At 58.2% G+C, this 13929-nt stretch carries 11 protein-coding genes; 1 reads left to right on the top strand and 10 read right to left on the bottom strand.

Going from position 1 to position 13929, the window contains the following annotated elements; translation table 11 throughout:
* Positions 1-2: 2 nt before the first annotated feature.
* The gene (locus tag AC13RM_RS03585) at positions 3-1415 is read right to left on the bottom strand and encodes an ABC transporter substrate-binding protein (protein ID WP_488554567.1); all 1413 of its coding nucleotides are present in this window, start codon (positions 1413-1415) and stop codon (positions 3-5) included.
* Positions 1416-1779: 364 nt separating this feature from the next.
* Between AC13RM_RS03585 and AC13RM_RS03580 the strand changes: the two genes are divergently transcribed.
* Positions 1780-2601 (top strand): Crp/Fnr family transcriptional regulator, encoded by an 822-nt coding sequence (locus AC13RM_RS03580; protein ID WP_374817923.1) that lies wholly within the window; start codon positions 1780-1782, stop codon positions 2599-2601.
* 24 nt (positions 2602-2625) lie between these two features.
* Here the strand turns inward: AC13RM_RS03580 and AC13RM_RS03575 are convergent, their stop codons facing one another.
* From AC13RM_RS03575 to AC13RM_RS03535, 9 genes are all read right to left on the bottom strand, one after another.
* The gene (locus tag AC13RM_RS03575; protein ID WP_285171037.1) at positions 2626-3582 is read right to left on the bottom strand and encodes a HEAT repeat domain-containing protein; all 957 of its coding nucleotides are present in this window, start codon (positions 3580-3582) and stop codon (positions 2626-2628) included.
* 1 nt (position 3583) lies between these two features.
* On the bottom strand, positions 3584-3817 hold the full coding sequence (locus AC13RM_RS03570; RefSeq protein WP_064841978.1) for a 4Fe-4S dicluster domain-containing protein: 234 nt from the start codon (positions 3815-3817) through the stop codon (positions 3584-3586).
* Positions 3818-3828: 11 nt separating this feature from the next.
* Positions 3829-5565, bottom strand: coding sequence for a fumarate reductase/succinate dehydrogenase flavoprotein subunit (locus AC13RM_RS03565; protein ID WP_488554566.1), 1737 nt, complete (start codon positions 5563-5565; stop codon positions 3829-3831).
* Entirely contained in the window at positions 5558-5863 is a 306-nt protein-coding gene (locus AC13RM_RS03560) for a gamma-butyrobetaine hydroxylase-like domain-containing protein (protein ID WP_374817914.1), read from the bottom strand. The genes AC13RM_RS03565 and AC13RM_RS03560 overlap by 8 nt, the downstream gene beginning before the upstream one ends.
* A gap of 187 nt (positions 5864-6050) precedes the next feature.
* Positions 6051-7004 carry a sulfonate ABC transporter substrate-binding protein gene (locus tag AC13RM_RS03555; RefSeq protein WP_285171048.1) on the bottom strand — a complete coding sequence of 318 codons (954 nt, stop codon included), beginning with the start codon at positions 7002-7004 and terminating at the stop codon, positions 6051-6053.
* Positions 7005-7815: 811 nt separating this feature from the next.
* Positions 7816-8553 (bottom strand): carbohydrate ABC transporter permease, encoded by a 738-nt coding sequence (locus AC13RM_RS03550; protein ID WP_285171170.1) that lies wholly within the window; start codon positions 8551-8553, stop codon positions 7816-7818.
* A gap of 140 nt (positions 8554-8693) precedes the next feature.
* On the bottom strand, positions 8694-9587 hold the full coding sequence (locus tag AC13RM_RS03545; protein ID WP_285171049.1) for a carbohydrate ABC transporter permease: 894 nt from the start codon (positions 9585-9587) through the stop codon (positions 8694-8696).
* Between the two features lie 64 nt (positions 9588-9651).
* On the bottom strand, positions 9652-10911 hold the full coding sequence (locus AC13RM_RS03540; protein WP_488554565.1) for an extracellular solute-binding protein: 1260 nt from the start codon (positions 10909-10911) through the stop codon (positions 9652-9654).
* A gap of 163 nt (positions 10912-11074) precedes the next feature.
* Positions 11075-13816: a glycoside hydrolase family 2 protein gene (locus AC13RM_RS03535; RefSeq protein ID WP_440480233.1), complete on the bottom strand. Its 2742-nt coding sequence runs from the start codon at positions 13814-13816 to the stop codon at positions 11075-11077.
* Between the last annotated feature and the right edge of the window lie 113 nt (positions 13817-13929).

The raw sequence follows: 13929 nt of genomic DNA, 5'->3' as shown, positions 1-13929 counted from the left end.
CCTCAGTTGCTTGCCACGACAGAGGATTTGGCGACGGCAAAATCGAGCACTGCGCCGCCATGAGCCTTGGCCCAGCCTTCAGCATTTTCCTTGAGCAGAAAGGCGCTGATCTCCCCCTTTTCGTTGCGAACGAACCAGGCTTGGTTGCCGAGCAGTTTGATGCCGCTCTCCCGATCCTGAGCATAGAAAACGCGGATGCTCCTACCTTCGCTTTCGAGCGTCCTCAAAGCCTTGAACGCATTTTCCGCCGTGGCGTAGTGGCGAACGAGCGGCTCGTCCTTGACCCAGATCTCGGCGACGCGCTTTGGGTCCTTGATCGGTTCGCCCGTTGCCGCGTCCTTCACGTCGAGCGGAAGCTGGTCATAGTTCTTCAGGCTCGCTTCATAGTCGAGACCCGATGCTTTGAAGGCGGCCTTGATAAAGCGATCGTCGATGAAACTGTCGACATCGAGGCCGGTGTCGGCCTTTTTCAGGTACTTCAGCGTTTCGATCGCCGTGCCGACGGCCTGCCGGTATTCGGGCTTCCAGGTCAGATCGCGGGTCTGCAGACCAAGCGGGCCGTGAAACAGATAATCTACCTCCGCTTCGACGCCGGTCACCTTCGCGATCAATTCACTGTATTTCTCCGGCTCCTTGGCAATCAATTGATCGGCTTCCAGCGCAGCGCGCAGATAGGCCGTGACGACCTCTGGATATTTTTCGGCGTAGTCCGCATCGACGAGCACGCCATGGAAGGTCGGTCCGTTCGCCTGCGAGCCGTCATAGATCTTCCGCGCGAAGCCGCGCCAGGGATAAAGCTCGGCAAAGGGCACGAAATCGGCATGCGCTTCGATCTGGTTGGACTTCAGAGCGGCGCCGGCGACTTCGGGGGCTTGAGCTACAATGTTGACATCGGTTTCCGGATCCCAGCCTTGAGCCTTGATGGCGCGCAGCAATAGGCCGTGCGATGTGGAGGCGAAGGGGACCGAAATCGTCTTGCCCTTAAGTTCCGAGATGGACTGGATCGGGGAGTCTGTGGGCACGACGATGCCGTTTCCGCTTCCTTTGACGCTACCCGCAAGGACCGAGACGAATAGGCTTTTGCGTCCCGCCTTCAAATGCGCGAGACCATTGAAGGAACCGGGGAAGTCCGCCATCACGCCGAAATCGAGTTTGCCGGCAATCTGCTCGTTGGTGATCGGTGCACCACTGGTGAAGTTCTTCCATTGGATGTCGTAGCTCGCGTCCTTGTATTTGCCGTCATGCGGCAGGTATTTTTCGAGAAGGTGCAGTTCCCGGATCAAAAGACCACCGGTCGCCGTATTGATCGTGGTGTCCTGCGTGCCGATCGCGACGCGAATGGTTTCGGCATGAGCCGCGCCGGTAAAACTGATCGCAGTCAAAACTGCAGCTGCCAATGTTGAGCGAATATGCATTGTGCCACCCCCTGTGATCCCGTCGTCCCGCGACAGCAACTTTCCGAATTCTTGCGGAGACGCCTAGCAACCGTTCATCAGCCGGCGTCGTGCAGATTTATGTGGTGTGGGGCGAGACGGCGGAAGCAATTAATTTGCATCATGGGGCTGGCAGCGCGGCGCCATATCTCGCGGATCTGAGAGCACAGCCATCAAGTCGAATAATTAGAGATCTCAGTGGTTTAATGTCGGGTTGGCAGAGTGAGTTTGTAGCGACATCGCGATAAACGACCACATTCACAGCCGAATTTGCAATTATATTTCTTTATAATCCATAGATTTTATATCTATTGACCCTCTCTTGAATACCAGAGGGCTATCGACGATGAGCTTGGATGTTGAAATCGCACAGCCGGAGCCGCTAAAGCCGGGGCGTAAGCGCGTACTGCGCGATACTGACCCTGAGTTGCCTCGGCAGGCTATCCTGCCCGGCGCGCAGTCGTTGTTTCTCAGTGAGACCGTCGACGGGCTCGACGAGGGTGCGCATTTTCTCGATCCGCTCAAGCTCGATGAGTGGGCGATATTACGAAGCCATGGACGGCGACTCAGCTTCTCAGCTGGCGAAACGATCTTTACTCAGGGGGACAAGCACGGCGGTATCTTCATCATCGAGCGCGGCTCCGTGCGCGTCTTTTATTCCGCGCCGTCGGGTCGTGAGATCACGCTTGCCTACTGGACACCGGGCAACTTCATCGGCGGTCCCGAGATGACTGGCGGCGGCACGCATATCTGGTCGGGCGAGGCCATGGATGATTGCGAAATTTTGTTCCTGCCTGCTCATGTCCTGGGAAAGCTGATCGTCGAACTGCCCAATTTTGCGCTCTGTCTTATCCAGGGCCTGGCGTCGAAAGGTAAAAGCTATTCCGCCATGGCACAGATGCTCGGGACCCGCTCAGTTATCGAGCGATTGGCCCAGTTTCTGATGAACCTTGGAAAGCTGCATGGCGTGCGGGATGGTCATGCCGTTATCATCAACGCCAAGGTGACCCACGACCAAATTGCCGCGATGGTCGGTTCTACCAGGCAATGGGTGACGATGATGATGAAGCGTTTTCAGAAGGAAGGATTGCTGACGGTCACGCCGCGACATATCCGCATCGAACGGCCGCATCTGCTGATGGCAATGGTTTCGAAAGGCGGCGTCTAAGACACCCCCTTTTCCTGATGTTGCTTAACCCAGGCGAGTAAGCGCCCAGCGCACTGTTTTGCGCACATCCGGATCCGGATCGTCAATGTTCATGGCCAGTGCTTCCTCGGCACTATGGTCGCCGATCTCGCCGAGTGCGGCCGCCGCTTCCTTGCGTAAGGTCGGTATGTCGCTTTCAAGCAGAAGGATAATCCGGTGCAGGGCGGTATTTGCTTTCAGCTTGCCGAGCGCGCCGAGCGATTTTTGCTGCACCTGCCAATAGTCGTCGGAAAGGGTCTGGCACAGCGCCTCGACCGCCGAATTATGGCCGATGCGGCCAAGCGATTCCGCCGCCGCCGCCCGGACTTGCCAGTTCGCATCGCCAAGGGCGGTCGCGACGGCCTCTGCTGCAGCCGATTGAGTCGTGAACGTCAGGGCACTGACCGCAGCGGCGCGCACCTCGATGTTCTCGTCGCGCGTCGCGGCGATGAGGGATGGTATCGTCGAGTCGAGCTTGAGGTAGGCGATCGTGCCAAGAGCCTGCACGCGCACCGATGCGTCCCCGTCGCGTAGCGCAACGAGGGCAGGGCCGAGCGCATGCTGCAGCCGTAGTCCTTTCAATCCGCGAAACGCCGCCGCTCGCACGAAGGCGCTTGCGTGATCCAGAAGAGGCAGCAGGCTGTCGCCCGCCTCGTGATTTTTCAACTCCGCCAGGCCATCCGCTGCGGCCTGAGCGACCGAATGATCGTCGTCGACGACCAATCGCGCCAGGCCTGCGGCAGCATCAACGCCATCGAATTCGGCGAGAGCGATCGCTGCCTGGAGGCGGACATCTTCGCTGACGTCGCCAGCTGCGGTAATCAAGTGCGGCAGGGCTTCGAGGCTGGCGGTTTCCGCAAGCTCGATCACAGCAAGGCGGCGGATGGCGGCATCCTGATCGAGCAGGCGTTCCGCGATGACCTCGATATCGCCGAAGTCTTCGAAAGGTTCAAAGGCGCTCATGTCAACGCAGCAGGTAGGGAATGTTGACGGTGACGGCCCCAGTCGGACAGTCGGTTTCGCACGGCATGCAGTACCAGCATTCGTCGAATTTCATGTAAGCTTTGCCGGTGAGATCGCTGATGCGCAGGACGTCGAGCGGGCAGACGTCGACGCAGACCGTACAACCTTTGTCGGCGATGCATTTGGCGTCATCGACAGTCACGGGCACTGTACTTGGGGAAAGGGCGAGAGGCATGGATCTTCCTGTCAGGCTTGCTTTTGAACACGCAGACGCTCGTAGGCCGTCCGTTCCTCGGTCTCGATCGGGACGACGTAGGGCTGGACCTGCCGCTTCTCCGAGACCATGCGGTCGTCGATCTTCTTAAGGAGCGTGTGACAGAACCAGTTGTCGTCGTCCTTTTCCGGATAGTCGACGCGGTTGTGATACAGACCCCAGCGGCTTTCGGTTCGGAAAAGCGAGGCGTGGGCTGCCATCTCCGCGCAATCAAGAATGGACGATACTTCGAGCGCCCTCATCAGTTCATGGGCATCGCGAGCCACCAGCCCGGTCTCGAGGTCGTCGCGGACTTCGCTGAGCCGCGCCTGGCCGATCCGCATCTTGGCAGTCACCTTCGGCGGCTGCAGATAATCGTTGACCAGGCGGCGCGTCTTGTATTCGAGCTGGTTCGGCGGAATCCCGTCCTCGCGCCGCGTGGGTGCCAGCACTCGTTCGCGCTCGCGCACCACCAACTCACGATCATAGTCGGGAAGCTCTGTTGCCGAGGCGACATCGGCCGCGTGCTCTCCGGCAACGGCACCATTGGTAAAGGCGCCGAGCATGTAGTTATGCGGGACGTTTGCCATGTCGCCTGCAGCATAAAGGCCTTCGACGGTCGTCCGTGCAAATTCGTCGACGAACACGCCCGAGGCGCTATGACCCGAACAGAAGCCGATTTCGGAAATGTGCATCTCGATCATCTTGTCGCGGTAGTCGGTGCCACGCCCCTCGTGGAAGCGCCCGCGCGATGGGCGCTCGACCTTATGCAGGATCTGCTCGATCTCGCCGACCGTATCATGGTGCAGATGATTTAGCTTCAGGAACACTGGTCCTTTGCCGGACTGCAGTTCGTTATAGAATTCCTGCATCATCTGACCCGACCAGTAGTCGCTTTCAATGAAACGGTTGCCATCGCTGTTGGCGGTATAAGCGCCGAAGGGACCCGCAACATAGGCGCAAGCGGGGCCGTTATAGTCCTTGATCAGCGGGTTGATCTGATAGCATTCGAGGTTTGCAAGCGCAGCACCCGCATGATAGGCCATGGCATAGCCATCGCCCGAATTGGTCGGGTTTTCATAAGTGCCGAAGAGATAGCCGGAATGCGGTAAGCCGAGCCTGCCTGCCGCCCCCATGCAGAGGATCACCGTCTTCGCGCGGAGAACAAGAAATTCTGCCGAGCGCGTGTTGACCGCGATCGCGCCGGCAATCCTGCCGTCCTTGGCCGTGAGAAGTCGCGTCGCCATGTAGCGGTTGGAGATCAGGATGCGTTCGCGGCGAAGCTGCCGATAGAGCGCCTTCTTGACGGTATCTCCGTTCGGCATCGGCAGAACATAAGTGCCGAGGTGATGCACTTTCTTGAGGTCGAAATCGCCATTGGCATTCTTCTGGAAGCGGATGCCGAAGCGATCCAGCTCCTCGATGATCTCGTAGCAGCGCGACGCATATTTATAGACCGGCGCCTGATCGACGATGCCGTCATTCGCGATGGTGATTTCCTTGGTATACTGCTCGGGCGTCGCATAACCCGGAACGACGGCATTGTTCAGGCCGTCCATGCCCATGGAGATCGCGCCCGAGCGCTTGACGTTGGCCTTTTCGAGCAGGATGACGTTCAGCTTGGGATTTCGTTGCTTTGCCTTGAGCGCCGCCATGGGGCCTGCCGTGCCGCCGCCGATCACCAGCACGTCGCATTCGACCTCGGCCAGGCCTTCTACAAAATTATCCATGCATCATTCCTAAAGCCAATGAATCAGCGATTTCGCGCAGGTATTGCCAGGGGTAGATTCCTCGATCGTGCCCATCCGAGAAAACCAGCCGGACGGCATAGGAGCCGATCGGCTCGATGCCGGCTACTGTCACGTTCTCGAAGGCTCCCTCGCGCCCATCGAGCGAAGCTCGAACCGCCTGGGCCGAGCGGCTGTGCCGCCTCAGCACGGAAGCGGGAATGAGAGATGTGTCGCCACCTTCCCAGGTAATGGTGAGGGTGCGGCGTTCCGGTTCGAGCTTCAGTTCCAATGGTGTCATGATCTTCCCTGTCAATTGCAACCCACTCTAAGAGAGCGCGGGACAGAGACACGCAATAAATTGCCTCGTAGCAATTTGCAGAAAGTGGCACCGCACTCTTAGCGAAGGCGGTGCTCCGGCATGAAAATTAAGCGAGAAGACGACCTGGTCTCCCCGCTTGAACCATTTCCGCAGATTTAAGAAAGGCTTACACTTTGTTTTTGCGGACAACGTCTGCGACTGTCACCTTCTTGGGAATGAGCTTGAGCTCGAAAAAGACGTCGGCTATGGCTTGCTGCTGCGCCACGACGGAAGCATCGAGGCTGCTGATGCCATAGGATTGACGCTCGAGCGCCTTGACGAGGATAGGTTCTGGGATGCCGACCGACGGTGATAGTTCCGCGGCCGCGGCCGCAGTATCGGACTTGGTCCATGCGTCGATCTCGGAGATTGCGTCTATCAAGACATCAACCGCTTTGGCGTGATTGTCGACCAGCGCACTGGTGCCGAGATAGAACTGGTAATTGGGGACGATACCCTCTCCATTTCTAAGCTCTCGCGCTTCGACCGCCACTTCTGCGGCAGCTTGGAAGGGATCCCAGATGACCCACGCGTCGACCGCGCCCCTTTCGAAGGCTGCGCGGCCGTCGGCCGGTGCCAGGAAGGATGCCTCCACGTCCTCATAGGTCAAGCCAGCTTCTTCGAGAGCTTTAACGAGCAGGTAATGCACGTTCGATCCCTTGTTGAAGGCGACTTTCTTTCCCTTCAAGTCCGCAACAGACTTTATGGGACTATCTTTCGGGACAAGAATGGCTTCGCCACGCGGGGCGGGCGGTTCATGCGCGATATAGATAAGCGGAGCGTTCGCTGCCTGAGCGAAAATCGGCGGCGTTTCGCCGGTCGAGCCGAAATCAACGGCACCTGCGTTCAGCGCTTCGAGAAGCTGGGGGCCGCCAGGAAACTCTGCCCACTCGACCCTATAGTCGATTGCTTCGAGTTTCTTTTCGAGCGTTCCCTTGCCCTTGAGAAGCACCAGAGTTCCATATTTCTGGAAGCCAATACGGACGACCTTGTCGGCGGCCCTTGCCGTTTGAATATTCGTCAGTGGCGCCGCGATGGCACCCGCCACAACCGCAGTGAAAGCTCGTCTTGTGATTTTCATCATGACCTCCCAAACAAGGCTACATCAAACTAAAGTGTTTTTGAGAACGCAGAACACGGCCGACGTCCAGCGCGCCCTCGACTTGAAATGTTCGCTACGGTGGTTCGTGCAATGAGCCATTCCGGTATCAAACTGAATTCCAACCTCACGATTACGAACGAACGCCTCATCCTCGAAGCTGAGAGATTGTTGACGACCGACTCGGACGCATCCAGGCTGGAGCGCGTCGAGCAAAAGTTACCTTTGCAATGATTTTGTCCCAATTGACCTGCTGCGCGATTGCGATGGGTCGCCAGCCGCATCACAACAATGCGATACAAATTTCGATATTATCCATTCATTTGATAGGTTTTTCATTTCGCAGAAATGGGATCACTTCGAATTATTTTTTCAAACTCCGGCGCTTTCAGCCCGCTCCCGTGACTCAGTGGGCCACCCTCAAATGAAAATTCGGGTTAAAGCGTCGTGAAACTCGACAGCCAGAGGGCTTGGAAGCAATAAACATCACCACGTCCGGCACAGCGTCGTGTCCTAAGGTTGACCAGAACATTGTTATAATTTGCGGTTGACCGGAACTCGAACTGATCGAAGCGGTGCACAAGCTTGCCGAAGAAGAAAGCAAACGTTGAGTTTACTTCAATCGAAGGCCCGTCTTCCCTCTCGCGCATGGTCAAGGCACTTGGCTACAGATCCTTCCGCGGCTTCAGGCAAGTCTATCGGAACCATGTTTTGACGTTATCGCGCTGGTCGCATGGTCTCGGATGATTCGGAGAGATTTCCCGCAATCCCGTCCTGCCATGGCGCAGGCTGCCTATCCTTTTATTCCGGCTGAAAGCATGATGGCGCGCGTAATCTGCTTCTGAAAGACAAGGTAGAGAATGGCGACGGGAAGGCCGGCCAGAACAGCGGCGGCCATGTCCTTGGCAAAACGCACGCCGAAAACATCCTTCACCTGGGTAATCCCGACCGGAATGGTGATTGTGCTGTCAGATGTTGCGACGAGGAACGGCCATAGGAAATTATTCCATGCCGCGATGAAGGTTGTGATGCCGAGCGCAGTGATCACGCCCCAGTTCATCGGCACATAGATCTTCCAGAGCGTTCTCAAGTGCCCGGCGTTGTCAAGCATCGCCGCCTCGCGGAATTCCTTTGGAATCTGGTCGAAGAATTGCTTGAGAATGATGATGACCGATGGCACTACCAGCTGCGGCAACACGATGCCGCCCCAGCTGTTGATGAGACCGAACATGTTCATCAGCACGAAATGGTTGATGATGAGCGCCTCCGCCGGCACCATCACCGAGGCGATCAATGCCCCATAAATCACACGTCGGCCGGGAAACTGGATTTGGCTGAGTGCGTAGGCGCAGCCGACGCTCATCATAAGCACCAGAACTGCAATGATCGCCGAGGTGCCGACCGAGTTCATGTACCATTGCACGATGCTGGAATGCTCGATCACGTAGCGATAGGGCTCGAGCGTCGGTGCTTTCGGGAAGAGCCCGGGCGAGCGGCTTACCACCTCGGTGTCCGATTTGATCGACGTCATGACCGCCCAGTAGAGCGGAAAGAACCAGATGAGAGCGCCGAACGCCGTCAGGGCGGTCAGCGCGTGCCCGCTCCAGCCTCGGGAGGCGACATGGCTCTTTGCCGCGGTCAGGTCAGTTTGTGCGCTTGTCGTGAGAATACTCATTTTTCCCCTCGCGCACGCAGGAACTGATATTGCAGGACGGAGGCGATGAGAATGATGACGAACAGGATGGTCGCGACGGCCGCGCCCTCGCCACCCTTGTTCTGCTTGAAGGCGAGATCGTAGATGACGGTCATGACAACGGCCTGCGCATCCGCCGGCGTATGGGCGAAATAGCCGAGCAGATAGGGCTGGGCGAAGATCTTGAACTGCGCAATCAGCTGCAGCGTCAGAACCAGCGCTGTCACCGGCCAGATCAGCGGCCAGGTTATTCTCGAAAACACGCGCCAGCGGTTGGCATTGTCGAGTGCGGCCGCCTCATAGACGTCGGGCGAGATGCTGCGCAGTGCCGCAAGGAACAGAAGGATGTTGAAGCCGATCGTCCACCAGATGGTGACCACTGCAACCGACGGCATGAAATAGGTTGGCGAACGCAGTACCGGGAGCGCCCGCCCGCCGGTAAACAGACCGATAACATTCTGGATGACACCGTATTGCATGTTTGCAATCCAGGTCCAGATCTGGGTCACTACCGACACCGGCAGGATCGAAGGCAGAAAAAAGCAGGCGAGAACCAGCATCTGTATGCGCCCGCTCAGGCGGTTGATGCCCATGGCAATGAATAGCGCAAGAAACGTGCCGGGGACGACGGTCAGGACGATGAAGTAGAGCGTATTCAAAAGCGCCTTTTGAAATTGGGGTGAGGAGAGTTGGCGCGCATAATTGTCGAGGCCAATCCATTCGCCCGGTCCGATCAGTGGCGCATTGGTCAGGCTCATCGCCACCATCCGCCATGTCGGATAGGCGAAGATCACCAGAAACGCGATGACCGCCGGTGCGACTAGCAGCGCTGCAACGACATTATCCTGTTTCCTGTTGCTGACGGCGGCCATCCATCACCTCTCTCGTTAGCGCAGCCCCGGGGCAGGAAGAGCCCCGGAGCTGTTGAAGAAAGCGTCACTGAGAGTTCATGTGATCGCGAAACTTCGCGAGCGTTTCCTTCACGTCGCCGTCGCCGTTCAGCGGCCCCGACGCCATGTTCTGCCAATCGTCGTCGAATTTCGATGCTGCACCCGTCAGCGGCGTCTTCGGCATGTAGAAAGCGTTGAGCGCCATGGCGGCGTAGTCCGCCTGCGGCTTAAGCGCCTTGTAGGCTGATGACGTGCTGACCGGCAGATAGGCCGGGATATGGCCGGCGGCAGCCCATTCCAGCGAATTCACATTCATCCACCGGATGACTTCGAGAACCGCGGCGCGTTTTTCCGGAGTCATGGTCTTGCCGACATTGTTGGGGATCACGAAGGAATGAGAGTCAGACCAGTTGGCGGGTTTGCCCATCCAGGCCGGAATGTTGACCATGCCGTAATCGAAACCGTTGCCCTTGGCGACTTCGGTTTCCATGGTCGGCAGCTCCCAATTGCCGTTCAGGAAGAAGGCGGATTGTCCGGCGAGAAAAGTGGGGGTGATGGTCTCGGTGTCGATATAAGGCTGGGCCCAGCCTTGCTTCACCCAATCGGCGACTTCATTGTAGGCTTTTTCCATCTTGTCGAAATTGTCGCCCTGCAGGAACTTGCCGTCGGCTGTCAGTTGGCCGCCTTCCTGGCCAAACAGGGTATAGATATCGCGCAGATCACCGTTGGATGAGGAGATGACGACGCCGTTCTTGCCGGCGTCCTTCGCCTTGGCCAGCACCGCGCGCCAGCCTTCCAGCGTGTCGATGCCGGTCGGCTTGCCGTCGTTGCCCAATGCGCCCAGCTCTTTCAGTATAGTCTTGTTATAGTAGAGCACTTCTCCGTGCACGTCGAAGGGGACGGCATAGCGGACGTTATCGACCGTCGAGGCGGCGATTGCGTTCGGCGGATAATCGCTGTCTTTCAGTCCGACGGCATCGAGCTCCTTCGGATCGATCGGCGAGACGGTCTTGGCCGCAACTGCGGCTGCCAGGCGTGACAGATGGTAGGTGGCGATGTCCGGCCCCTGGCCGACGGCGGCGGATGTCTGCAGCTTGGTGTAGTAGGGGATACCCCATTCGAGCGTCGTGCCCGTGATCTGGATCTTGTCCTTATGCTCGTCGTTGAAGCGCTGGATCAGCGCCTTCATGCGCACGCCGTCGCCTCCGGACAGAAAGTCCCACCAGACGACATTTTCGACTGCGAATGCCGGAAAGGCAGTCACGAGGGCTAACGCAGCGATCGATGTTCTCAACAGGTTACGCATTCTCTCTCCTCCAGGCTGTTCTGTTTTCCTCCCGGGGCCACTCTTTGCTGGGTGACCCTTATGCCTTGCGCAGCGGCTAATGAGCCGCGTGATATCCCTTGCAGCTGTCGGGACCGCCTCAATTTCCTCCCGGTCATATGCGGCGGTTCAATCTTTTGGCCACCTATCCGGCGGCCGTCTCGATGATGCAATCAAGCAAGGTTGCCGCCACCGGATCGACACCGGCCGCTTCGCGCATCAGGCCGAAGGTCGTGGCGACGATACGGCCGGCGCCAACCTTCCTCTCGGCAATGGTTGCACATGGCTTGTGAATCCAGCCCACCATCATGCCTGCATGCACCAAGCCGTCGAAATGGATCGGCCGGAAACCGGTGATGACGCGGTTCGGGTTGACGCCGACGAAGGAGAGATCGGTCAACGGGCCGCCCGGCAGGCGCTCGAATCTCCCCGAGCGCTTCACCCAGCTGAAGCCGGTAACCCAATTGCCTTTCCAGATAGTGCCGTTGCGTTCGGTGACGCGCATCTGCGGCATGGATTGTCCGCGATCGCCGCCGGTCGGATAATTCCAGTTCGGCTGGTCGTTGCGTAGATTGCCGAACGGCAGCGGCGTCACATCGGCAAGCGACACATAATGGGCGCCATGCTCCATGGCGTCGATATCGGCCTGGCTGAGGGAAGACGCAACCCGCACATCCGCCTTGCCGGCCTCGACAAGCGTGTAGCCGAGCGCAGTCAGATATTGCGTGATTTCGGGTTCGGCCGAGAATACGGAAAGGACCGGCTTGGAGCGGCTGCCATAGACGCTGACCTCGAGGCTGTTGCGCGCAATCTCCTTGCCGCCGGCGGTGATCGCAAACTGGATGCTGACCTGTCTGCCGGCCATGGCCGGCTCAAAGGACAGAGAAAGTGACGGCAGATGATGCACCGATGTCGCATTCACAGCCGGGATCACCATCTTTCCGGCAATCGTACCATCGATGCTCCAGCTTAGCTCGGCCGTGGGGAGCGCCTTGCCCCCGGTCGAGATTTCGAGCTCGATATTGGCGGTATCGCCTGCCCACACAGCATGGCGCTGCATGCGCGGGATGATGACGACATCGGTGTTAATCTCGTGGAAGCGGCTGTGATAGGCACGCGTATTACGCTGCATGTCCATCAGGCCATTGGCTTCCCAGTGCAAATCGGTCAGCTCGGTGATGACATAGCCCTGGATCGAGGCGTGGCGGCGCATCTCCTCGATTTCGAATTTGAGGGCATTGAACTGATGCCACTGCGTGTCCTCGATGAAGGAGCCGAAGGACGGAAAGACCTTGTCGAACTGATAGGTGCGGAATCGCTGTTCGACGCCATGCGGATAGGTCGCACCGTCGCTATCCCATTCCAGGCCATTGATGAACCAGAACGGCTCCTTGCCGTCCTGCTTGAGTTTTTCCGGATGCGGCAGACCCCAGACGCCGAACTCGGAGACGACGAGCGGTTCGTCGCCGCGCCGTTTTGCATCGCCGTTCGGCGAATAGGACCACTCAGGCCGCGCCGCGAAAGCCGATACCCAGTCAGTCCATTCGCGTGCCATTTCCGGAACCGAGGCGTAGTAGTGATAGTCGTCTATGTCGGAGACGACATGGAAGTTCGGAATGCAGGCGGAATTGTCGACGACCAGCCGTGTCGGGTCCTTCTTCTTCAGCCAGTGATAGGCGCCTTTCAACCAGGCTCGCTGATCGGCGCTTTCGACGAGGCGCGTTCCCCAATCCTCGTTGATGATGGTCCAGATCACGATGGAGGGGTGATTACCGTCGCGGCGCAGGATCCCTTCCATCGTATCGAGCAGGCGCTTCGCCGATTTCTCGGTGAAGGTCTGAATGTTCGGAATCTCCGTCCAGACCAGCAGGCCAAACCGGTCCGCCACATCGTAGTAGCGCGGATCGGGAACCTTGATATGGCAGCGCAGGAGGTTGAGCCCGAGTTCCTTCGCCTTGCGTGCCTGGTCTTCCAGAAACTCCAGCGACGGCGGTGTATAGATGCCCTCGGGATAATAATCCTGATCCAGTGCGCCACGCATGTAGAAGGGCTCGCCGTTCAGGAAGAACTTTCCATCCTTTGCCTCGAAGCTGCGAAAGCCGAAATTCTGCTCGGCGACATCGAGAACTGTGTCGCTCTCGGATAGCTCGGCAACGGCCCGATAGAGCGCGGGATCATCAAGCGACCACGCCTCCGCTTTGGCGACTTTGAGCGCGGCCGATGCCCGTGCCTCGTCATCGAGCGCAACTTCGGTCGAAGCTGCGACCGCACCGTTGCGATCAATAAGCGTGATCTTCAAGGCGCCGGTAAAAGCCGCTGACAGCTCGACATCGATAGCGACATCGCCCGTTGCGAGATCGGCGCGAATGACCTGGTGGGTGATATGCGCCTCGCAGCGGCACTCCAGCCAGACCGATTGCCAGATGCCACCCAGCATCCCGTACCAGCTCTGCTTGCCATGCGGGATCTCGTCGAACGGGAAATCCGGGAAGGCCCGGACATCGGCGTTCGGCAGCGTAACCTTCACATCCAGACGCAACTCGCCGGTCAATAGATCGGCAGGGATGACGAATTCGAACGGCAGATAGCCGCCTTCGTGAGAACCGAGAGCACGGCCGTTGACCGAGACCTCGGCGAAATAGTTCACGGCACCGAAATGCACGATGACCTGACGGCCAAGCCACTCCTGCGGCACCGTGAAGGCGCGGGAATAGGTTGCCACGCCAGCCGCGGCCCGCAGATCCGGAAAATGAGCCTGCCAGGGCGCGGGCACGGCGACAGTCGTCGGCGTTTGCCCTTCCAGCTGAAAGTCCCAGGTTCCATCGAGAGACAGGCGTGCACGCGGCCCGGAACGAGTATCGGCGAAATGGCGAGAGGCGATGGTCATAGCCGCGAGCTTTTCGGTTGGATTAAGTCACAAAATAAGTTACAGACAAGTTTCGTAACTTATAAACTTAACTTCCGCAAGGGCCGCAGCTTCACATTGTCCGTCAGATTTCC

This window comes from Martinezella sp. CNPSo 3732 (assembly GCF_057784515.1).
The sequence above is the reverse complement of the archived record's forward strand: the minus strand, read 5'-3'. Positions and strand labels throughout refer to the sequence as shown.